At 64.5% G+C, this 22,082-nt stretch carries 22 protein-coding genes; 10 read left to right on the forward strand and 12 right to left on the reverse strand.

Going from position 1 to position 22,082, the window contains the following annotated elements:
- Positions 1-15 precede the first annotated feature (15 nt).
- The 7 genes from iolD (at position 16) to phnN (ending at position 6,986) form a co-directional block, all read left to right on the forward strand.
- The gene (iolD, locus tag EJ069_RS23170) at positions 16-1,860 is read left to right on the forward strand and encodes a 3D-(3,5/4)-trihydroxycyclohexane-1,2-dione acylhydrolase (decyclizing) (protein WP_126063289.1); all 1,845 of its coding nucleotides are present in this window, start codon (positions 16-18) and stop codon (positions 1,858-1,860) included.
- Positions 1,861-1,897: 37 nt separating this feature from the next.
- Positions 1,898-2,812, forward strand: coding sequence for a myo-inosose-2 dehydratase (gene iolE, locus EJ069_RS23175; protein WP_126063290.1), 915 nt, complete (start codon positions 1,898-1,900; stop codon positions 2,810-2,812).
- Between the two features lie 64 nt (positions 2,813-2,876).
- Complete coding sequence (locus EJ069_RS23180; protein ID WP_126063291.1) at positions 2,877-3,089, forward strand: DUF3329 domain-containing protein; 213 nt, start codon at positions 2,877-2,879, stop codon at positions 3,087-3,089.
- Positions 3,090-3,342: 253 nt separating this feature from the next.
- Positions 3,343-4,155, forward strand: coding sequence for a 5-deoxy-glucuronate isomerase (gene iolB / locus EJ069_RS23185; protein WP_126063292.1), 813 nt, complete (start codon positions 3,343-3,345; stop codon positions 4,153-4,155).
- Between the two features lie 231 nt (positions 4,156-4,386).
- Entirely contained in the window at positions 4,387-5,094 is a 708-nt protein-coding gene (locus EJ069_RS23190; RefSeq protein WP_126063293.1) for a DUF1045 domain-containing protein, read from the forward strand.
- Positions 5,095-5,223: 129 nt separating this feature from the next.
- On the forward strand, positions 5,224-6,363 hold the full coding sequence (locus tag EJ069_RS23195) for an alpha-D-ribose 1-methylphosphonate 5-triphosphate diphosphatase (RefSeq protein ID WP_126063294.1): 1,140 nt from the start codon (positions 5,224-5,226) through the stop codon (positions 6,361-6,363).
- The gene (phnN, locus tag EJ069_RS23200) at positions 6,360-6,986 is read left to right on the forward strand and encodes a phosphonate metabolism protein/1,5-bisphosphokinase (PRPP-forming) PhnN (RefSeq protein WP_189475942.1); all 627 of its coding nucleotides are present in this window, start codon (positions 6,360-6,362) and stop codon (positions 6,984-6,986) included. The genes EJ069_RS23195 and phnN overlap by 4 nt, the downstream gene beginning before the upstream one ends.
- Before the next feature lie 43 nt (positions 6,987-7,029).
- On the opposite strand, the gene EJ069_RS23205 is transcribed toward phnN, so the two are convergent.
- From EJ069_RS23205 to EJ069_RS23240, 8 genes are all read right to left on the reverse strand, one after another.
- Positions 7,030-7,992, reverse strand: a complete 963-nt coding sequence (locus EJ069_RS23205; RefSeq protein WP_126060767.1) for an IS110 family transposase — start codon at positions 7,990-7,992, stop codon at positions 7,030-7,032.
- A 373-nt stretch (positions 7,993-8,365) separates the two neighbouring features.
- Positions 8,366-9,181: an ATP-binding cassette domain-containing protein gene (locus tag EJ069_RS23210; RefSeq protein ID WP_126063295.1), complete on the reverse strand. Its 816-nt coding sequence runs from the start codon at positions 9,179-9,181 to the stop codon at positions 8,366-8,368.
- Positions 9,181-9,912: an ABC transporter permease gene (locus EJ069_RS23215; protein WP_245456249.1), complete on the reverse strand. Its 732-nt coding sequence runs from the start codon at positions 9,910-9,912 to the stop codon at positions 9,181-9,183. Before EJ069_RS23215 ends, EJ069_RS23210 begins: the two co-directional genes overlap by 1 nt.
- 7 nt (positions 9,913-9,919) lie before the next feature.
- On the reverse strand, positions 9,920-10,666 hold the full coding sequence (locus tag EJ069_RS23220; RefSeq protein WP_245456251.1) for an ABC transporter permease subunit: 747 nt from the start codon (positions 10,664-10,666) through the stop codon (positions 9,920-9,922).
- 76 nt (positions 10,667-10,742) lie between these two features.
- Complete coding sequence (locus EJ069_RS23225; RefSeq protein WP_210211307.1) at positions 10,743-11,585, reverse strand: transporter substrate-binding domain-containing protein; 843 nt, start codon at positions 11,583-11,585, stop codon at positions 10,743-10,745.
- Between the two features lie 182 nt (positions 11,586-11,767).
- Entirely contained in the window at positions 11,768-12,763 is a 996-nt protein-coding gene (locus tag EJ069_RS23230) for an ABC transporter permease (RefSeq protein WP_095819149.1), read from the reverse strand.
- Complete coding sequence (locus EJ069_RS23235) at positions 12,760-14,325, reverse strand: sugar ABC transporter ATP-binding protein (RefSeq protein ID WP_126063297.1); 1,566 nt, start codon at positions 14,323-14,325, stop codon at positions 12,760-12,762. Before EJ069_RS23235 ends, EJ069_RS23230 begins: the two co-directional genes overlap by 4 nt.
- Positions 14,326-14,431: 106 nt before the next feature.
- Positions 14,432-15,394, reverse strand: a complete 963-nt coding sequence (locus tag EJ069_RS23240; protein WP_042637531.1) for a sugar-binding protein — start codon at positions 15,392-15,394, stop codon at positions 14,432-14,434.
- Between the two features lie 623 nt (positions 15,395-16,017).
- On the opposite strand from EJ069_RS23240, the gene EJ069_RS23245 reads away from it, so the two are divergent.
- Positions 16,018-17,130, forward strand: a complete 1,113-nt coding sequence (locus EJ069_RS23245; protein WP_189475945.1) for a LacI family DNA-binding transcriptional regulator — start codon at positions 16,018-16,020, stop codon at positions 17,128-17,130.
- Positions 17,131-17,241: 111 nt separating this feature from the next.
- A complete protein-coding gene (locus EJ069_RS23250; RefSeq protein WP_126063298.1) occupies positions 17,242-18,042 on the forward strand; it encodes a class I SAM-dependent methyltransferase in 801 nt (266 codons plus the stop codon).
- Between the two features lie 14 nt (positions 18,043-18,056).
- Here EJ069_RS23250 and EJ069_RS23255 read toward each other — a convergent pair whose 3' ends face one another.
- The gene (locus tag EJ069_RS23255) at positions 18,057-18,758 is read right to left on the reverse strand and encodes a YafY family protein (RefSeq protein ID WP_126063299.1); all 702 of its coding nucleotides are present in this window, start codon (positions 18,756-18,758) and stop codon (positions 18,057-18,059) included.
- A 126-nt stretch (positions 18,759-18,884) separates the two neighbouring features.
- Here EJ069_RS23255 and EJ069_RS23260 point away from each other — a divergent pair, with 126 nt between their 5' ends.
- Positions 18,885-19,520, forward strand: a complete 636-nt coding sequence (locus EJ069_RS23260; protein ID WP_126063300.1) for a LysE family translocator — start codon at positions 18,885-18,887, stop codon at positions 19,518-19,520.
- Positions 19,521-19,622: 102 nt separating this feature from the next.
- Here the strand turns inward: EJ069_RS23260 and EJ069_RS23265 are convergent, their stop codons facing one another.
- The 3 genes from EJ069_RS23265 to EJ069_RS23275 form a co-directional block, all read right to left on the reverse strand.
- On the reverse strand, positions 19,623-20,714 hold the full coding sequence (locus EJ069_RS23265) for a 3-deoxy-7-phosphoheptulonate synthase (RefSeq protein ID WP_126063301.1): 1,092 nt from the start codon (positions 20,712-20,714) through the stop codon (positions 19,623-19,625).
- 225 nt (positions 20,715-20,939) lie between these two features.
- On the reverse strand, positions 20,940-21,179 hold the full coding sequence (locus tag EJ069_RS23270) for a hypothetical protein (RefSeq protein WP_126063302.1): 240 nt from the start codon (positions 21,177-21,179) through the stop codon (positions 20,940-20,942).
- A 92-nt stretch (positions 21,180-21,271) separates the two neighbouring features.
- Positions 21,272-22,066: an SDR family oxidoreductase gene (locus tag EJ069_RS23275; protein WP_126063303.1), complete on the reverse strand. Its 795-nt coding sequence runs from the start codon at positions 22,064-22,066 to the stop codon at positions 21,272-21,274.
- Positions 22,067-22,082: the final 16 nt, after the last annotated feature.

Below are 22,082 nucleotides of genomic sequence, written 5' to 3' on the forward strand. Positions count from 1 at the left end.
CCGGAGGAAATGACAATGACGAAGACCGTTCGCCTGACGATGGCGCAGGCACTGACCCGCTTTCTCAGCCGGCAAATGACCGAGATCGACGGCAAGACGGTGCCGATCTTCGGCGGCGTGTGGGCAATCTTCGGCCATGGCAATGTCGCCGGCATCGGCGAGGCGCTCTACCAGGTCCGCGACGAACTGCCGACCTTCCGCGCCCATAACGAGCAGGCGATGGCGCATGCGGCGATCGCCTATGGCAAGGCGAATTTCCGCCGCCGCTTCATGGCCGCGACCTCTTCGATCGGCCCTGGCGCGCTGAACATGGTGACGGCGGCGGCGCTGGCGCATGTGAACCGGTTGCCCGTCCTGTTTTTGCCCGGCGATGTCTTCGCCAACCGTCTGCCCGACCCTGTGCTGCAACAGGCGGAGGATTTCTCCGACGGCACGGCCAGCGTCAACGACTGCTTCCGGCCCGTCTCGCGCTATTTCGACCGCATCACTCGACCGGAGCAGATCATCCCGGCGCTGAACCGAGCCATGCAGGTGCTGACCGATCCGGCCGAATGCGGCCCCGTCACGCTGTCGCTCTGCCAGGACGTGCAGGCCGAGGCCTATGATTATCCGGAAAGCCTGTTCGCCGAGCGCGTCTGGGCGCCGCGCCGGTTGCGCCCGGACCGCAACGAGCTTGCCGCCGCCGTCGCGGCGCTGAAAGGGGCGAAGAAGCCGCTGGTCATCGCCGGCGGCGGGGTGCTCTATTCGCAGGCCTCGGACGAGCTCGCCAAGCTGGTGCAGGGCGCGGGCATCCCGGTCTGCGAGACGCAGGGCGGCAAATCCTCGCTGCCTGACGATCATCCGCTCAACATGGCGGCGGTCGGCGTCACCGGCACGTCGGCCGCCAACCGGCTGGCGGAAGAGGCCGACGTCGTGCTCGCCGTCGGCACCAGGCTGCAGGATTTCACCACCGGTTCCTGGGCACTGTTCAAGAATGCCGGCCGCACCATCATTGGGCTCAACACCCAGGTCTTCGACGCCGGCAAGCACTGGGCCCTGCCGCTGGTCGCCGACGCGGCCGAGGGGCTCGCCGAGCTTGCCGCGGCGCTGAAGGGCTGGAAGGCCCCTAACGCCTGGACCGACAATGCGCTGAGGGGCAAGACGGAGTGGCAGGCCGCCGCCGCCAAGGTGACGGCTTCGACCAACGCCGCCTACCCTTCCGATGCGCAGGTGATCGGCGCCGTGCAGCGCGCCATGGGCTCGGGCGTGACGCTGCTGAATGCGTCCGGCGGCCTGCCGGGAGAACTGCACAAACTCTGGCAGGCCGGCGCCCCCGGCTCGTATCATGGCGAATACGGCTTCTCTACTATGGGCTATGAGATCGCCGGCGGGCTCGGCGCCAAGATGGCCAAGCCCGACCAGGAGGTCGTCGTCATGGTCGGCGACGGCTCCTATCTGATGATGAATTCCGAGATCGCCACCTCGGTGATGCTTGGCCTGAAGCTCACCATCGTGCTGCTCGACAATCGCGGCTATGGCTGCATCAACCGGCTGCAGATGGCGACCGGCGGCGCCAACTTCAACAATCTCTTGAAGGACGCGCGCCACGAGGTGCTGCCCGACGTCGACTTCGCCGCGCATGCGGCAAGCATGGGTGCCATCGCCGAGAAGGTGGCGTCGATCGCCGAGCTGGAAACGGCGCTGGCCAAGGCGAAGAAGAACGACAGGACGACCGTTCTGGTCATAGACACCGATCCGCTGATCTCGACCGAAGCCGGCGGCCACTGGTGGGACGTCGCCGTGCCGGAAGTTTCGTCGCGGCCGCAGGTCAACGCCGCGCGCAAGAAATACGAGGAAGCCGTGGGCAGCCGCCAAGGCTGATCCGGCCGCGCAACGAACCGACATTTGGAGTGACGACTTGAAAGCCAAACTGGGCATGTCCCCCATCGCGTGGTGGAACGACGATCTCGTGGAGCTGAGCGACGACGTAGCGCTGGAGGAGTGTCTGCGCCAGTCGCGTTCGGCCGGTTTCACCGGCATGGAAAAGGGCCGCCGCTTTCCCGATGATCCCTCGGTGATGCTGCCGATCCTCAAAGCAGCCGACGTCACGCTTTGCGGCGGCTGGTTCTCCGGCACGCTGGTCAACGAGGACCTGGCGAAGAACAAGGACCGTATCCAGCCGATGATCGACCTGTTCAAGGCGGTCGACGCGCCCTGCATCGTCTATGGCGAGGTCGGCCGCTCGATCCAGGGCGACCGCTCCAAGCCTTTGGCCACCAAGCCGAAACTTTCGGACGACGAGATGAAGGCCTATGGCCGGCGCGTCACCGAATTCGGCGAATGGTGCGCGGAGCAGGGCATGCCGCTTTCCTACCACCATCACATGGCCGCTGTGGTCGAGACCGAGCCGGAGCTCGATGCCTTCATGCGCAACTCCGGCGAAGGCATCCCGCTTTTGCTCGACGCCGGCCATCTCGCCTTTGCCGGCGGCGATGTGCTGCGCGCCATCGACAACCACCACAAGCGCATCAACCATGTCCATGTGAAGGATGTGCGCATGGGTGTGATCGAAGGGCTCGACCGCTCCAAACAGTCCTTCCTCGATGCCGTGGCGCTCGGCGCCTTCACCGTGCCGGGCGACGGCTCGCTCGATTTCGGCGCCATCGTCCAGCGCTTCGCCGATCATGGCTATGAAGGCTGGTTCGTCGTGGAAGCCGAACAGGATCCGAAGAAGAACCCGCCTCTCAAGATGGCCCAGGTCGGCCACAAGGAGCTGATGCGGGTGATGACGGCCGCCGGCTATACGGTGGAGACGCAAGGGTTTCCGGCCTGAACGGTGGATTAGTCGGGGCGCGCGGTTTATCCGTTGCGCTTTGGACAAATCCTGGATTGGCGCGATGAAAGACTATGAACACCCCTTCTTCCGGCCGCTGTGGCGGCGCATCGCGGTCGTCGCGGTTTGCCTGATCTGGTCGGCGATCGAGTTCGCCTCCGGCACGCCGTTCTGGGGCGTCATCGCGCTCGGCTTCGCCGGCTACGCGGTGTGGCAGTTTTTCTATCTGTATAAGCCGGCTGAGGAGAACAAGGCCGACCCCGAACCGAAGGAATGACTGATCCATGGCTCAGAAGGTTCTACGGATCGGATACTGCGTGCCTGGCGGACCTCATGCGTTGGCGACTAGTCGAAACGCACCTCGCTTCGTCATCCTAGGGTCTCCGCGACGGAGCTTCGCTCCTGCTTCGCCCTAGGATGACGAAGTTCGGAGGCCACGGCCAATCGCGAAGGTTTGCGCCGGATTCCTCAGCTGGTGAAATCTCTGGGTCGCCAGCCCGCTAGAGCGAATAGGGATAGGAGAGACAAAGATGTCGAAACTGCTCGTCAAGGCCGACAGGGGCCACGGCCATGTCGCACACGTCACGCCGCAAAGCGCCGGCTGGACCTATGTCGGGTTCGACCTGCATCGGCTGAAGGCGGGCGAGGCGGCGGGCGGCACGACGGGCGACCGTGAGGTCTGCCTGGTCTTCGTCACCGGCAAGGGCAAGGCGACCGCTGGCGGCAAGGATCTTGGCCTGCTCGGCGAGCGCATGTCGCCCTTCGAGGGCAAGCCCTGGTCGGTCTATGTGCCGCAAGGCACTGAATGGTCGGTGACCGCCGACACCGAGTTGGAGCTCGCCGTCTGCTCGGCGCCGGGCCTCGGCGGCGGCCTGCCGGTGCGGGTCATCGGGCCGGACGATCTTGGCCAGGAGGTGCGCGGCAAGGGCACCAACACGCGCTATGTCACCAACATCCTGCCCGAGGGCAAGCCGGCGGATTCGCTGCTGGTGGTCGAGGTGATCACGCCCGGCGGCCACACCTCCAGCTACCCGCCGCACAAGCACGACCAGGACAATCTGCCGGCCGAATCCTATCTCGAGGAGACCTATTACCACCGCCTCAACCCGCCGCAGGGCTTTGCCTTCCAGCGCGTCTACACCGACGCCGACCGCAACGGCGTGCGCGAGCTGGACGAGGCGATAGCGATCGAGGACGGCGATGTCGTGCTGGTGCCGAAGGGCTATCACCCCTGCGCGGCCTGCCACGGCTACGACCTCTATTACCTCAACGTCATGGCCGGACCGAAGCGGACGTGGAAATTCCACAACGCGGCCGAGCACGAATGGCTGATGAAGGCCTGACCGCGCATTGGTCCAGCCGGGAAAAATCGTCGGCTAACGAGCTTGCGGCTGGACTTGCCTTCGAAAACCCATGAAAGCTTCGTCAATCCGTCATGGAAATCACCTATGGCAGCGGTTCCGGTGCATGTCGCCGCAAACGCCTTGGCGTTTTGGACCCACGACTTGCCAAGACAATGACTTGAAGTGCGTCGCATGATCCTTCGGGCGCGACGCGCTTGACGAGGAACGCCGATGCGATACGCCATCTACTACACACCGGGACAGGACGAGAAGCTGGCGCGCATTGCCGCCAACTGGCTGGGCCGCGACCCGTTCGGGGCGGCGACGCGGCCGGTGGAGGCGGTCGGCGATCTGTCGGCGGCGGAAGTCGCCTTCCACACGGCATCGGCCCGGCGTTACGGGTTCCATGCGACGCTGAAGGCGCCATTCCGGCTGGCGCCGAACGAGACGGAAGCTTCGCTGCGCGCCGCGCTCGACGCTTTCGCCGAGGCGACGCCGCCCGTCGTCATCCCGCGCCTGGTCGTCGGGCAGATCGACGGCTTCTTCGCGCTGGTGCCGGAAACGCGGTTCGCGCCGCTCAACGACTTCGCCGGCGAGGTGGTGCGCGCCTTCGACAGTTTCCGCGCGCCGCTCACCGAAGCCGAGATCGAGCGCCGCAGCCCCGATGCGCTGAAGCCGGATGAGTTCCGCAACCTCTGCCAATGGGGCTATCCTTACGTCTTCGACACATTCCGCTTCCATATGACGCTGTCGGGGCGTGTCGGGCCCGAGGAGAGCCCGCGTCTTCGCGCGGCGATCGACGGCCTGTTCGCCGACGCGCTGCGCCAGCCGGTGCCGGTCGATGCGCTGACCTTGTTCGTCGAAAGCGAGCCCGGCGCCCCGTTCATGGTGCTTTCGCACCATGCGCTTGGCCGTGGCCCGGCCCGTAAGACAGCCTAGGGCGGATCAGCGGAACGCTGAACCGCCCTATCTTTAGTTTTAACGCAATTCCGGACGGAAAACCGCAAAGCACTTTTCCTGGAATTGCTCTGATTTGATTGCCGACCGCTCGAGATAGGACCGCCTGAGATGACCGCCGAAACCGTTCTCACCAATGCCCGCATCGTGCTGCCCGACGAGATCGTCGAGGGCTCGCTTCTGTTGCGCGACGACATGATCGCCGCCGTCGAGCCGGGCGCTGCCCGCACCGGCGAGGATATGGGCGGCGACTTCATCATCCCGGGCCTTGTCGAGCTTCACACCGATCACCTCGAAGGTCATTACGCGCCGCGCCCGAAAGTGCGCTGGAACCCGATCGCCGCCGTGCTTGCCCATGATGCCCAGGTGGCGACCGCCGGCATCACCACCGTGCTCGACGCCTTGCGCGTCGGCATGGACGAGGACGCCGACCTGAAATCCGACGACGTGCGCAAGCTGGCCGACGCGATCGAGGACAGCGTGCGCCAGGATCGGCTCAGGGCCGACCATTTCATCCATTTGCGCTGCGAGGTCTCGGCGCCGGACTGCCTCGAGGCTTTCGCCAATTTCGAGACCGACGATAGGGTGAAGCTCGCCTCGCTGATGGACCACGCGCCCGGACAGCGCCAGTTCGTCAATCTCGAGACCTATGCCTATTACTACCAGCGCAAGCTGAAGCTGACCGACCGCGACTTCCAGAAATTCTGCGAGAAGCGGATGGCGGAATCGGCCAGCAATTCCGGCCCGAACCGGGTTTTCATCTCGGCCGCCTGCCGCGAGCGCGGCATCGTGCTGGCCAGCCATGACGATGCGACCGCCGGCCATGTCGACGAGGCGATCGAGCAGGGCGTGCGCGTCGCCGAGTTCCCGACGACGGAAGAAGCGGCCAGGGCCTCGAAGGCGGCTGGCCTCGGCGTGCTGATGGGCGCGCCGAACGTCATGCGCGGCGCCTCGCATTCCGGCAATGTCTCGGCGCGCACGCTTGCCGCCGACGGCCTGCTCGACATCCTGTCGTCGGACTACATTCCTTTCAGCCTGATCCAGTCGGCCTTCTTCCTCGGCGATGTCGTTGAAGGGATTTCGCTGCCGCAGGCGGTGGCGATGGTGTCGAAGAACCCGGCCGAAGCGGTCGGCCTCTCCGATCGCGGCGTCCTCGAGCCGGGCCGCCGGGCCGACCTGGTGCGCGTGCGCGTCGACGACCATGTGCCGGTCGTGCGCACTGTGTGGCGCCAGGGCCGCCGGGTCGCATGATGGTCTCGGCCCTCATCGAGCGAGAGCTGGCCGATAGCCTGCCGATCCGCAACGGCGTTTTCGTCGCGGTGGTCGGCCCGAGCGGCGCCGGCAAGGATACGGTGATCGGCTACGCCAAGCAGCGTTTTGCCGGCGAGACGCGGCTGGAATTCGTGCGCCGCGTCATCACAAGGCCGAGCGACACCGCAAGCGAGGACCACGACACGCTGGCCGATGCCGCCTTCGCCGAAGCCGAGGCTGACGGCGCCTTTTCGCTGTGCTGGGACGCGCACGGCCTGCGCTACGGCCTGCCGGCCGATGTCGACTGGGCCGTGGCGAACGGCCACGTCGCCGTGGCGAATGTCTCCCGCGCGGTCATCCCGGCGCTGCGCGAACGCTACGCCAACCTGGCCGTGGTCGAGATCACCGCCACGCCGGAGATCCTCGCCGAGCGGCTGGCGGCGCGCGGCCGCGAATCGCGCGGCGAGGTGCTTGCCCGCCTGGCGCGCAGCACCAGCGTCAAGCTGACCGGGCCGGACGTCACCTCGATCGACAACAGCGGCGACAAGGACATCGCCGGCGAACGCTTTGCCGAAGTGCTGCGCAAGGCGATGGCGTTTTCGGACCTGTCGGACATGATCTAAGCGCCTTCCCTTCTCCCTTTGTGGGAGAAGCGCAACCATTAGCTTAGGCGGCGTGGTTTGCGGGTGGAGCTTTGCTCCACGGAGTGCCGCGTTCGACGACGGCGTTGGCGAAGATGAGGAGCTTTCTGACACAGGCGATGATGGCTTTCCTGTGGGCCTTGCCGTTGTTCGTAAGGCGGCCGTAGAGAGCGACCAGGGCGGTGTTCCAGCGCTGGGAAGCGGGCAATGCAGCATTGAAGAGCGCTCGGCGGACACGACTGCGACCGCCGGCGATATGGCGCTCGCCGGTACGTTCGCCCGAGTCGTCGTCGTAAGGAGCGACGCCAACCAAGGCAGAGATTTGCTCACGACTGACCTTGCCGAGTTCGGGCAAGAGGATGACGAGGGTGAGCGCGGTGCGTATGCCGATGCCATCAACGCTGGCGATCAGCTCGAGCCGCCGAGCGAGATCATCGTGTTTGCACACGACGACCTGCAGGAGCAGCAGTTCGGCCTCGCGGCGCCGCTGCAGACGCTGAACGTCACGCTTGAGTTGGTTGAGAATCCGCTTGGTGGTGAAGTGCTCGCGCCGCGTCTTGAGGTGAGCGATATCGTACTCCAGTTGCTCGATGAAGAGCAGATGCTCAGCGAACGCGGCCAGCCTGGTGTCTGGCGGTTCATGCAGGTCGCCGAGATTGGCAGCGCACTCGGCGATGAGGGCGGCGTCGATACGATCGTTCTTGGCACGACGCAGCTTGTAGATGGCAAAGGCATGCACTTGACGCGGCTGCAGGAGAGCGACCTCGAAGCCCTGCTCGCGCAAATATTCCACGACGGCTCGTTCGTAACCCCCGGAGGCTTCGATGCCGATGCGTTTGATCTTACGCGCGCTCAGCCAAGCAACCAACTCTTGATGTCCGTCTCTGGCATTGGCTACGCGCAACCTGTCGCTCGTCGGATAGGTTGCGACATCAAGCGACTTCTTGCTGGTGTCGATTCCGGCGGTTCTTGTGCTAGTCTCATTCATCTTCGTCGTTCCCTGCCTTGCATACGAACCAGGTTGTTCCAGCAACCATCCGGGCCACGATGAAGAGCCGATCGCGATCTTGCTTCTCCTTAACCCCACGGGTTCGGGTGGCTGGCGATCCGACGATCGGCGCCAACGGCCGGGTGGCCACCCGGCCGTTGGCGTCCCTTACGGGACGACCACTTCATACAACATCGCTTATGCAAGGTGGCCGCGAAGCGGCCGGATGAGGGGTGCTGGAAGGAATGAAGCGCTGGCGGTTGGGCACAACGGTGCTGCCAGGCGAACGCCATTGCCAAGCTGGAACACCCCTCATCCGTCTCGGCTCTTCGCGCCGATCCACCTTCTCCCACAAGGGGAGAAGGAGAGGCGCCTACTTGTTGAAGTTGGCGATGAACTGCTTGAATTGAGGCGTCGGCGGCCTGGCGAACATTTCCTTCGGTTCGCCGACCGTATCCACCTCGCCCTTGTGCAGGAACATGACCTTGCTGGACACGTCGCGGGCGAAGCTCATTTCGTGGGTGACGACCAGCATGGTGCGCCCTTCCTCGGCAAGCGAGCGCATGACGCGCAGCACCTCGCCGACCAGTTCCGGATCGAGCGCGGATGTCGGCTCGTCGAACAGCATCACCTTGGGGTTCATCGCCAGGGCGCGGGCAATTGCCGCGCGCTGCTGCTGGCCGCCCGACATGTGCGGCGGATAGTAGTTGCGGCGCTCCCATATGCCGACGCGCTTCAGCAAAGCCTCGGCCTGCTCAAGGCATTCCGCGCGCGGCCGCTTCAACACATGCGTCGGCGCTGCGACGAGGTTTTCGAGCACCGTCATGTGCGACCAGAGATTGAAGCTCTGGAAAACCATGGCGAGGTTGGCGCGGATGCGTTCCACCTGGCGGATGTCGGCCGGCATCTGACGGCCGTCGCGGCTTTGCTTCATCTTGATGAGCTCGCCGTCGACCCGCACTTCGCCGGAATCAGGCGTCTCCAGCAGATTGATACAGCGCAGCATCGTGCTCTTGCCGGACCCTGACGAGCCGAGGATCGAGATGACATCTCCCTTGTGCGCTTCGAGCGAAATGCCCTTGAGCACCTCGTGATCGCCAAAGCACTTGCGCAGGTCCTTGACGCTGATGGCTGCCTTGTCGTCCGGGGACGATGCCGCTTGCGCGGCAGCGGCGACATTTGCCGACATCACAACACCTCCGGTACGGGTCTGATTTGCTGGCTCTGCTCGGGCGGCGGCCGCAGATGCGGGGAAAGCCGGTATTCGACCCAGGCGAACAGCCGGGCGATCGACAGGTTGAGAAGCAGGTAGATCACGCCGGCGCAGGTCAGCACCTCGATCGGCCGGAATGTGTCGTGCTGGATCTTCTGCGCCGTTCCCATCATCTCCATGATCGTGACCACCGAGGCGAGCGCAGTCGCCTTGGTCATCAGGATGATTTCGGTCGAATAGGCCGGCAGAGCGAGCCGCAGCGCGATCGGCAGCGTGACGAGGCGGAAACGGGTGAAGGCCGACATGCCGAACGCCTTGGCCGCCTCGATCTGTCCGACCGGCACCGCCCGCAGTGCGCCGCGGAAAATCTCGCTCTCATAGGCGGCCGTGTTCAAAGCCATGGCGACGATCGTGCAATACATCGGATCGCGCAGGATCGGCCACAGGATCGGGCTGTGGCGGACGAAGTCGAACTGGGAGAGACCGAAATAGATCAGATAGAGCTGCACCAGGAGCGGCGAGCCGCGGAAGATGAAGACATAGGCGCGGGTGAAATATTCGCCCAATTTGTAGCCGGAAGCCCGCAGCCAGGTCAGGCCGGTGGCGATGACGAGCCCGAAGGCGATGCCGAAGAACCAGATCTCGAGCGTCAGCGGCAGCGCCTTGAGCACGCTCCACATGGTGGAAAGGTAGAAATCGAAATCCACCGCCACCTCACTTCGGCCGCGTGAAACTGCGCGAGGTGTAACGCTCGGCCTTTTCGAAGATCGGTGTCGAGACCGAGGTCATCACCAAATAAAGGATGCCTGCGACCGTGTAGAAAAGCAGCGAATGATGCGTCGAACGCGCGGCCTTGTTCGCGGTGAGCATCAGCTCCGCAACGCCGGTGACCGAGATAAGCGCCGAATCCTTGATGGTCAATTGCCAGACATTGCCCAGCCCCGGCACGGCGAGGCGCAGCACCTGGGGTACGATCACGAGGCGAAACCGCAGCCAAGCCGACATGCCGTAGGCGCGGGCCGCCTCCAGTTCGCCGCGGTGGATCGCCAGGAACGACCCGCGAAAAACCTCGGCCTGGTAGGCGCCGGAAATGATTCCGACCGCAAGCACGCCGCCGAGGAAGCTCGGCATGTTCAGGATGTCGGTCGAGCCGATCGATCCGGTCGAGCGAGCCACCCCGGTCAGGACCTGCGTGCCGCCGTAGTAGAACAGATAGATGATCAGAAGTTCCGGTTCGCCGCGGAAGACGGTGGTGTAGCTCTCGCCGATGAACCTCAATCCTCCGCGATGCGAGAGCTTGGCCGCAGCCACCAGCGAGCCCAGCACGGCCCCGATCAGCATCGAGACGACGGTGACGGCGAGCGTCCAGGCGATGCCCCAGAGAAGCTGCACGCCCCAACCGGCGGCCAGCAGCTCATAGGCCGTCGAAAACTGCGCCTGCAGATCGTTGAGAAACTCCACCTACGCCTTCCTTCCCGGCGACGGTTGCTTGTCTCAATGAAAAACGGGAGCAGCCTTGGCTGCTCCCGTTGCGACATCACTTGGTAATGTCGATCTTGAACCACTGCAGGCTGTATTTCGACACCGAACCGTCGTCAAGCGCGGCCTTCAGCGCCTTGTTGTAGATGTCCTGCAGGTCCTTGTCGGTCTTGCGGAAGGCGGCGCCGATGCCCGGCCCGAGGATCGGGCCTCCCTTGAATTGCGGCCCGACGAATTCCAGGTCCTTGGCGTCGGGCTTGGCCAGCGTGCCGAGGAAGTAGGTGGTATCGGCGAAGGCCACGTCGATGCGGCCCGCCATCAGGTCGAGGTCGTGCTCGTCGGTGGTCTTGTATTCATGGACGTTGGCGACGTCCTTGAGATACTTGTCGGCGAAGGTCGCCTCGGTGGTCGAGACCTGCAGGCCGACATTCTTGCCGGCGAGCTCCTTGCGCAGCGTGTCGAGTGCCGCCTTGGATTCGGCGTCGTCCTTCGAGAGGTCGATCATCTTGCCTTTGTTGGACAGGTTGGCCAGCGGACCGTTCTTGTCGGCCAGGAAAGCCACCGGCGAGGAGGCGTAGGGGATCGAGAAGTCGATCGTCTTCATGCGCTCCTCGGTGATCGACATGCCGTCCATGACGATGTCGAACTTGCCCGCGGTAAGGCCGGGAATGACGCCGTCCCAATCCTGCGCCACGATATTGCATTCGAGCTTGGCGCGGGCGCAGACGTCGTTGAGGATGTCCACCTCGAAGCCGACGATCTTGCCGCTGGCGTCGGTCTGGTTCCAGGGGGCGTAGGAGCCCTCCATGGCGACAGAGACGGTCTTCCAGTCCTTGGCCAGTGCCGGGGTCGAGCAGGTCAACGCCAGCGCCGCGAGCGCGATCCAACGTGATGATGTCACGGTAGTTTCTCCCATTTTTGTTCTTGGAACCCTCAGATGCCAATTGCTTAACCCAGCCCCGATTCGCCGACAAGGGCTGTTTTCCGGTTCACGGGTTGTTGCAATTCGCCCGTGAATCCGGACGCGCCCGGCGGCTCAGCCGCGAGCATCGATCCAATCAGGCCGTTATCCGAAGAGCGGGACTACTCCGCCGGCGCGCCCGCAACGTTCTGGCGCGTTGCCTCGATCATGCGGCGCCGGGCGCGGAAGACGCCCCATTGCTGGTCGACCAGCACGCCGATCAGGATGACGCCGCCCATCACCGCGAAATTGAGCGACGAGGGGATGCCGAGCAGATTGACGAGGTTCTGCAGCTCCTGCAGCAGCACCGTGCCGAGGATTACGCCGACCAGCGAGCCCTCGCCGCCACGCAGCGAGAAGCCGCCGAGCACGGCGGCCGCGATGGCGTAGAGCTCATAGAACTGGCCGTGGCTCGCCGGTGAGATCGAGCGCGTGTACATGGCGAAATAGATCGCCGACAGCGCCGTCAGCACGCCGCAGATGACATAGGCCGCGATGATGATCCGGCCGGTGCGGATGCCGGAATATTTCGCCGCCTCCTCGTTTTTGCCGATGGCGTAGAGATAGCGGCCGAACACCGAGCGGTGCAGCACCACCCACATGACGATGGCAATGACGATCAGCGCGATGAAGGAGTTCGGCAGGCCGTAGGAGCGGCCCGCGGTCAGGAATTCGAGCGTCGGGAAATTCTGCCCGAAGGCAAAGCCCGCCGTGCCGTCGGCGGTGTAGAAACGCGCCACGCCGCGATAAATCAGGAGGCCGCACAGCGTCACCACGAAAGGCTGCAGTTTCAGCCTTGTGATCAGCCAGCCATGCACGAAGCCGATGACGGCGCCGAGCACGATGATCACCACGAAGGCCAGCGGCCAGTCCAGCTCGCGCACAGCGATGAAGTCGATGAACAGGGTGCCGAGCAGCGCGATCAGCGAGCCGACCGACAATTCGATGCCGCCGGTGATGATGACGAAGGCCTGGCCGATCGACAGGATGCCGAACAGCGCGACGAGGTTGGAGGTGTTGGCAAGGTTGATCGCCGACAGGAAGCGCGGATTGATGGCCGTCACCACCGCGCCGACCACCAGGATCAGGATCAGCAGGCCGAGATCTTTCTTGCTCATACAACTCCTCCCGCCGCTTGCAGCAGTTTCGGCTTCTTGCCGACCGCCAGCAAGAGCACGTTCTCCTGGCTGAAATCTTGCCTGTCGAGGATGCCGGAAATCTGCCCCTCATGCATGACCGCGATGCGGTCCGACACGCCGATGACCTCCTCCATGTCGCTGGAGATCATCAGCACGGCAACGCCGGCATCGGCCAGCGCCCGCATCAGGCCGTAGATCTCGGCCTTGGCGCCGATGTCGATGCCGCGCGTCGGCTCGTCCAGGATCATCACCTTGGGATTCATCGCCAGCCATTTGGCGAGAACCACCTTCTGCTGGTTGCCGCCCGACAGCGTGCCGGTTCGGGTCAGGACCGACGGCGCCTTGATGCCGAGGTTCTTCTTCTGCTTTTCGGCCGTCGCAAGCTCGGCGCCGGTCGAAACCAGCGAACGCCTGGCATGCGCCGGCAGGTTGGGCAGCGTAATGTTCTGCGCGATCGAGAGATCGAGCAATATGCCGGTGAGCTTGCGGTCTTCCGGCACCAGGAAGATGCCGTTCGCCACTGCGTCGGCGGCCGAGCCGACATTGAGAGGCTTGCCGTCGAGCGTGACGCTGCCGCCCAGCCGCTCGTCGATGCCGAACAGCACGCGGGCGAGCTCGGTGCGGCCGGAGCCGACCAGGCCCGCGAGGCCGAGGATCTCCGCGCGCCTCAGCTCGATGCTGACCGGCCTGTCCGGATAGGTGCTGGTGCGGATCGCCTCGGCAGACAGCGCGGCGCTGCCCGGCGCGCGCGTGGCTTCGCCCGCCTTCTCGCGCTCCTTCAGCATGCGGCCGATCATCAGCCTGACCATCTCGTCGTGGTTGATCCGGTCCTTCGCCAGCGTGCCGGCCAGCGTGCCGTCGCGCAACACCACGACGCGGTCGGCAACGCGCTCGATCTCGTGCAGCCGGTGCGAGATGAAGATGACGCTGATGCCTTGCGCCTTCAGCCCCTTGATGACGTCTAGCAGCTTTTCGGTTTCCGCCATCGGCAGGCTGGAGGTCGGCTCGTCGAGGATCACAAGGCGGGCCCTGATCGACAGCGCCTTGGCGATCTCGACCATCTGCTGCTGAGCGAGCGACAGCGACGCCACCGGCGCGTCCGCAGAAAAATTGGCGCCGACACGCTTCAGAAGCGGCGCCACCATCTCGCGCAGCCTGGCGCGGTCGACCAGTCTCAACGGTCCGGCGCGCAGCGGCTCGCGGCCGAAGAAGATGTTGGCGGCGACGTCGAGGTTTTCGAAGAGGTTCAATTCCTGGTGCACGAAGGCGATGCCGGAGCCGATGCTCTGCTCGACGGTCAGCCCGTCATGGGCGACGCCGTCGACGGTGATGGTGCCGCTGTCCGGCCGCGTCACGCCGCCTAGGATCTTCATCAGCGTCGACTTGCCGGCGCCGTTCTCGCCGACAAGGCCGATGACCTCGCCGGGCCGGACCTCCATCGAGAACCTGTCCAGGGCGACAACGCCCGGATAGGTCTTGCGCACGGCCTCGAGGCACAGGAACAGAGCGGTGTCTGGGTGAGTGGTGTCGGTAGAGGTCATCGCGCCTGACAGCAGCCGGTGGGCCACAGACTGACCGGCCTTGGCGGGTCCGTCAATACGAACGCCGGCTCAAGGAACCCCTTGAGCCGGCGCAACTGTGCCGGGCTTACTTGCCCTGCATCGCCTTGAGGTTGGCGGCGTAGGCATCGACATCGTCCTTGCCGATGATCTTGGTCGGGATGATGATCAAGCCGTTGGCCGGGATGCCCGACTTGTCGCCCTTGAGATAGGCGGCCATCAGCTTCATACCCTGATAGGCCCACTCGAAGGGCTGCTGCACCACGGTGGCGGCAACGGTGCCTTCCTTGACGCCGCCCAGCGTGATCGGATCATCATCGAAGCCGACGACGGTGATCTGGCCGAGCTTGCCGGCATCACGCAGCGCTTCATAGATGCGCGGCGTGTTGTAGGAATAGAAGCCGACCATGCAGGTGATGTCGGGGCTGGCGACCAGCGCGTCCTCGACATTCTTCTTGGCGCGCGCCTGGTCGATATCGTCGCCGCGCACGTCGACCAGCTCGATCTTGCTGCCGGCGAGCCCGTCCTTCATGCCCTGGATACGCTCCTTGGCGTTGTCGGCGCCGAGCAGGCCGACGAAGCCGAGGCACTTGCCGCCGTCCGGCATTGCCTTCTTGGCGATCTCGGCCGCCTGCTTGCCGGCGTCGACGTTGGACGAGCCGATATAGGCGACGCGCTTGGTCTGCGGCGCATCGGAGTCGGTGGTGAACAGCGCGGTTTCCGAGGCGATCTTGTTCAGCCCGTCGGTCGAGGTCTTGGGATCGACGGCCGAGACCATGATGCCCTTGACGCCAGCCGTCACCAGGTCATCCATCAGCCGCTGCTGGATGGCGACCGAGGACTGTTCCGGATACTTCAACTCGAGATTGTAGTCGGGCAATTCGCCCTGCGCCTTCTTCACGCCGGCTTCCGCCGCCTTCCAGAAGTCTGACGCACCGTTGACGACGAAGGCCAGCGTCGGCTTGTCGTCCGCGCGGGTAACCGCCGTGGCCGCAAGCCCGATGAGCAGGGCCGCTGCGGCGACAGATGCGTTACGGATCATGGATTTCATAGTTCAACCTCCCTTGTAGAACCTGACTGTGGAACTCGTCGCCGATGTCTCGGCCGCGGTCCGGACAACCCTCCTCCTCAAGGGCCTGGCGCGAAGGTCCGCCGACTTAAGAACGGTGCCGATCGGGCCGCGGTCGAGACACTAGACACTCATGTGGCGTTCGTAAATAGTCCGATTTGTCCGACATTTCGTGAGAACGGATGCAGGCCCAGACCGGCGATAAAAGCCGGATTTCGAGCAAGCGTCCCTCGCACCTGCCGCGCCGAACGGATGCCCGGACAGCCACGGCGAGTTGACAGTAGAACGCTTGCCGCTATTAGTAAAGACTATTAGTTATGAAGCCGCGAGGCGCGTTTTCGACGCGGAGGAGACGCTGGTCGAAGGCGTGCCGGGAGTGAGGAGGGCGAGCGCTGCAAAGTCTGCAGCCGCGCGGAAAATGACCGAATTGTCAGCATTGCTGACCTTGTCTGACCGATTCCGTCGTGAAGCGGCGTAGCTGGCGATTTGCGTGTGATGCCTGCTAATATGTATTAGTTGGCGCGTATCGATAAACGCAACGGCCTCGACCATCTTGCCGTTGCCGCCTCCTTTGATTTAGAGCCGGCTGGGTTTGGGAAACGACCATGAGCGAACCGACCGACCTGCGCGATCCTCCCGGGGCTTCCAGGCGCCGCAAGCCGGCGGCCAAGCCGAAGGGGCGCGTGACCATGACAGACATTGCGCGCGCCGCCGGCTGCTCGCAGGCGACGGTCTCGTTCGTGCTCAACAATTCGCCGGGCATCAGGCTGTCGCAACAGACGCGCGACCGGGTGATCGAGGCGGCGCGGGCGCTGGGCTATTCGCCGCCGGTCTTCTCGGCGCTCCGGCCGCCGGTGACGCCGTTCGAGGGCCTGGACGGCGTCATCGGCTTCGCGGTCGACCAGCTCGCCACCAGCCCCGAGGCGGTGGTCGCCATCGAGGGCGCGCGGCAGGCCTCGTGGAACGCTGGCAACGTGCTCTTGGTGGCGCAGACCATGGGTGACGCGGTGATGGAGCCGCGCGCGATTTCAGCGCTGACGCGGCGCGGCATCTCGGCGCTGATCTACATGACCATCTTCACGCGCGAGATCACGGCGCCGGATTTCCTCTACAGCCTCGACATCCCGGTGATCCTGCTCAACTGCTACACCGCCGACTATGCCTTCCCGGCCGTGGTTCCCTCCGAGATCGCCGGCGGCCAGAGCGCGACCAGGCACCTGATCGCCCATGGCCATCGCCGTATCGCCACCATCACCGGCGAGCCGTGGATGCAGGCCGCGCAGGACCGGCTCAAGGGCTACCGCCGCGCTTTGGCCACCGCCGACATTCCCTTCGATCCCGAGCTGGTGGTCGAGGGCGACTGGTCGGCTAGCGCCGGCTACGCCGCGACGGTCAAGCTGCTTGGACTCAAGGAGCGGCCGACCGCGATCTTCTGCCAGAACGACCGCACGGCGATCGGCTGCTACGAGGCGCTGAAGGAGGCCGGCCTGCACATCCCGCAGGACATTTCGGTGGTCGGCTATGACGACGAGGAGATCGCCCGCCACCTCTTCCCGCCGCTGACCACCTCGATCCTGCCGCATCTGGCGATGGGCCAATGGGCGATCGAGCAGCTCGAAACCCCGCCGACGCCCGGCCGCGGCCGCTATCCAATCACCAAGCTGGAGTGCCCGCTGGTGGAACGGGAGAGCGTGGCGGGCGTGAAATTACCTACATAACCCATAACCGCCGACTCGGTCGGCTACCTTGCTGCCGATGTTGCAGATCGCCCGGCACCTATGCAGCAATTGTGCCGTCGTTTAGCTTAAGCTCATAAATGGGAGGCTCCGATGACGTCCACCTTCACCGTCCATGCTGCATCCGGTTACGAGCAACTCATGGGGCGCTGGAGCCAAAGGCTCGCGCCCAAATTCATCGACTTCGCCGGTCTGGCCGCCGGCGAGACAATCCTCGATGTCGGCTGCGGCACCGGGAGCCTGACTTTCGAGCTGGCGAAATCGGCCGATCTCGTGGAAATCCAGGCCATCGACTTTTCGCCGGTGTTCGTCCAAGCGGCGAAGGAGAAGAACTCCGATCCGCGCGTCACGATCAGCCAGGCCGATGCCACGGCGCTGCCTTTCGGGGATGATGCGTTCGACCGCGCGCTGGCGCTGCTGGTGCTGCATTTCGTGCCCGAGGCCGGCAAGGCGGTGGCCGAGATGCGCCGCGTGGTGCGACCAGGCGGCGTGGTCGCGGCGGTGGTCTGGGACCATTACGGCGGCATGACCGGCATGCGCATGATGATCGACACGATTGCCGCGCTCAGCGAAAGCGGACGACAGATGCGCAGCCGCTACTGCTTCCAGCCGATGATGCAGCCGGGCGAGATGAAGCGGACCTTCGTCGAGCAAGGCCTGGCCGATATCACCGAGGCCGAGCTGATGATCCGCATGGACTACGCGGATTTCGACGACCTCTGGGCGCCGATCGGCGCCGGAGAAGGCCCGCTCGGCAAATACATCACCACACTGGATACGACCGAGCGAGAGCGTGTCGCGGCCGCCGTGCGCGATGCGTATCAGGCCGGTCGGCCCGACGGCCCGCGATCCTTCGCCAATGTAGCCTGGGCCTGTCGCGGCATCGTGCCCTGAAGCCAAGGCGCGCGTCATTTGCCGGCGGCCGCGGCATTGATCTCCCAGCCGTCGACCCAGACCTGCCGCAGCCGGTCGCCCTCGCCCTTGAACCACAGGTTCGTTGGCCGGCAATCCTCGATGCGGTCGCTGCGGAAATTGCGGATGGCCTGGCGCAATTCGCACCAGGCGACGATGTTGGCGGTCTCGGCATAATAGATCAGCGCGACCGGACGGATGATGCGCTCGCTCGCCCGTCCCGCCTCGTCGCGGTAGGAGAGGCTGAGCTTCTCCTCGTCGCGGATGGCGCGGCGAACCAGAGCGAGGTCGACGGCGGAAGCAGAAGGGGCGGCAAAACCCCAGGCGTGAAGGGCGTTGGCGTCGAGGGTTTGTCGCAAGGGCGGCGGCACGGCGCCGGCGATCTTGGCGCCGACGCGTTTTGCAGCCTGCTTCAGCTCGGCGTCGCCGGTGCGTTCGAGCAGCGCCAGCGACAGCACTATCGCTTCCATCTCCTCAATGGAAAACATCAGCGGCGGCAGGTCGAAGCCGGGGCGCAATATGTAGCCGATGCCGCGTCCGCCCTCGATCGGCACGCGCATCGCCTGCAGGGCGGCGATGTCGCGATAGACCGAGCGCACCGTCACCTCCAGTTGTCCGGCCATCGCAGCTGCGGTCACCGGTTTTCTGGCCAGACGCAGGATCTGGATGATCTCGAACAGGCGCGAAGCCTTGCGCATTTTTCCACCCGACCGAAACGCAACTGACACATCCCCGTCAGTTGGAGTGACCTATAGGGCGGCTTACCCGGTTGAAAATCAACAGATTCCTTTTCGTCCCTGCGACCGAAGCGACGGACAACTGACATGAGCTATGCCGAAAACCTCTGGTTGTTCTTCGTGCTTTTGTTCGGCATCATCGCCGTTCCGGGCATGGACATGCTGTTCGTGCTGGCCAATGCGCTGACCGGCGGCAGCAACCGTGGCTTGGCCGCGACCGCAGGCATCATGCTCGGCGGCGCGGTGCACACGCTGAACGGGGCGATCGGGGTCGGCCTGCTCATGCATTTCGTGCCGGTGCTGTTCACGCCGCTGCTTATCGTCGGCGCCGCCTATATGGCCTATATCGGCATTTCGCTGATGCGCAGCTCGATCACCGTCGGCGATGACGGGCCAGCCGGCAGTCGCTCGGCCTGGAAGGCGTTCCGCCAGGGCCTGGTCACCTGTCTGATCAATCCGAAGGCCTATCTCTTCATCCTTGCCGTCTATCCGCAATTCCTGAAGCCGGCTTACGGTCCGATCTGGATGCAGGCGACGATCATGGGATTGCTGACGGTCGCCACACAGGCGGCGATCTATGGCGGGCTCGCCGTTACAGCGGGCCGCAGCCGGGGGCTGCTGGTCGACAATCCGCAGGCGACCATATTGGCAGGCCGCGCGGCAGGGCTGCTGCTGTTTGCCGTTTCGGTCTTCACCGCCTGGGAAGGGTTGAGGGCGGCGTAAATCCTGAGACAGAATTCACGCCGCGGTCCTTCCAACACCCCTCATCCGTCTCGGCGCTTCGCGCCGATCCACCTTCCCCCACAAGGGGGGAAGGAGAGAGCGTCACGCCGCGCCCTGGCGGCTGGCGAGCAACTCGCGCTTCACGGACCGGCGCCATTCGACGGCGCCGGCAAGGCCGTGCAGCACGGTCTCGGTGGTCGCCCAGTCGATGCAGCCGTCGGTGATGCTCTGGCCGTAGGTAAGCGGCTTGCCGGGCACGACGTCCTGGCGGCCGGCGACGAGATTGCTCTCGATCATGACGCCGATGATGCGCTCGTCGCCGGCTGCGACCTGACCGGCAACGTCATGCGCCACCTTCGGCTGGTTCTCCGGCTTCTTGGCGCTGTTGGCGTGGCTGACATCGATCATCAGCCGCGGCGCGACGCCGATGCGGCCGAGCTCGGCGGCGGCGGCATCGACGCTTGCGGCATCGTAGTTCGGCTGAATGCCGCCGCGCAGGATGACATGGCAATCCTCATTGCCGGTGGTCGCCGCGATGGCGCTGCGGCCGCCCTTGGTCACCGCCATGAAATGATGCGGCTGGGCTGCCGACTTCACCGCTTCGCCGGCGATCCTGAGATTGCCGTCGGTGCCGTTCTTGAAGCCGACCGGGCAGGACAGGCCGGACGCCAGCTCGCGATGGATCTGGCTTTCGGTCGTGCGCGCGCCGATGGCGCCCCAGGCGACGAGGTCGGCTATATACTGCGGGATGGTCATGTCGAGGAACTCGGTCGCCGCCGGCAGACCGAGATTGTTGACGGCCGACAGCACATTGCGCGCCATGCGCAAGCCCTTCTCGATGTTGAAGCTGCCGCCGAGGTCGGGATCGTTGATGAGACCCTTCCAGCCGACCGTGGTGCGCGGCTTCTCGAAATAGACGCGCATGACGATCTCGAGCCGGTCGGCCAGGGTCTCGCGCAGCGCCGCCAGACGGCTGGCATAGTCAACGGCCGCGACCGGATCGTGGATGGAGCAAGGGCCGACGATGACAAGCAGTCGATCGTCGGCCCCGGTCAGGATCGAATGAATGGCGTTGCGCGAGGCGGCAACGGTGCGCGTCGCGGTGAGCGAGCGCGGTATCTCGCGCATCACCTCGTCCGGCGTGCTCAAGGCTCTGATTTCGGTGACCCGAAGGTCGTCTGTGGTGGTCAACACGGCTTTCTGCTCCTTGTTAGGAGACCTGCCGGCTGAAACAAAAAAGCCGCCAGGTCTGGCGGCTTGTCGGATTTGATCTGGAGTTTTTCAGATCGAGCGCAATCCTCCCGCCGCCAGCGAGCTACCGTAGCTAAAGTACCAAAACGAGGCGGTCAGGTGGATCATGCGGCTCATATAGTCGATGCGAGAGTGTTTGTCACGTGTCCCATGCCGCCACGTATCGGCTCAGTCTGCAATGTGCTCATAGCCTTGGGGAAACCAGATGCCGCGCCGAAGCCAGTTAGCCCCGCCCAGATTGGGCACGACGTGACTTTGATCGAGATCGTTCATGTCCTTAATGATCTCGATTCTGACGACCTCTCTGGACGGGAAGGCTAGCGCGAAAAGCTGAAGCGCTTCGGCTTCGGACCGCGCGGTGACGCCAATGCCAAGATGGCCGTCTATCGTGATCCAGTATGGATGCATTGGACGCTCTTCCTGGCTTAGGCGTTGCCGCACCTCTATTATAGCAAAGAATGGGCTCAGAGCATCATGAGGTCCGCTCCGAGCGCCAGCCTTTATTCGCCAATCACGCCGGCAATGTTCTGGTCGTAGTCGACAAGCGAGCCGGTCATGACGCCGGCCTGGGGGCTCAGCATATAGGTGATCAACCGGGCGAGCTGCGCGGGCTTCACCAGCTGGCCCATCGGCTGCGCGGCCTCGGCCTTCTTCAGCCAGTCATCCGACGCTCCGTGCCACTTCTTCTGCACGACCGCTTCGCCCTCGGTGTCCATCCAGCCCGGCAGCACGGCGTTGCAGCGGATGCGGTTCTTCCGGTAGGCGCTCGCGACATTCTTGGTCAGCGTCATCAGCGCACCTTTGCTGGTCGAATAGGGCGTGAGGAAGGACTGGCCGGCATGCGCCGACATCGACAGCACGTTGACGATCGAGCCGGGCGATTTGCGCTCCAGCAGATGCGCGACAAGGCCCTGCATCAGGAAGAAGGGACCGCGCACATTGGTGTCGAAGATTTGGTCGAAGAGTTCCTCGGTGGTCTCCACCAACGACCCCCGCGCGGACGTAGCGGCGGCGTTGACCAGCGCGTTCAAGGTTCCGAAATGCTCAAGCGCCGTCGCGACGGCGCGCTTGCAGTCGGCGACCTTGGCGACATCGGCGCTGATGAAGATGGCGTCGACGCCGTTTTTCTTCAGCACTGCCACCGCCTTGTCGCCCTTTTCCTGCGAGCGGCCGATCAGCGCGAGCGCGCGGCAGCCCTCGTCTGCAAGCGCTTCCGCGACGGCGAAGCCGATGCCCTGCGCGCCGCCGGTGACGATGGCGCGTGTTTCTGAATTGCGACCGGCCAAACCGCTCATCGCTGTGCTCCTGTAA

It is taken from the genome of Mesorhizobium sp. M2A.F.Ca.ET.043.05.1.1 (assembly GCF_003952445.1).
Classification (GTDB): domain Bacteria; phylum Pseudomonadota; class Alphaproteobacteria; order Rhizobiales; family Rhizobiaceae; genus Mesorhizobium.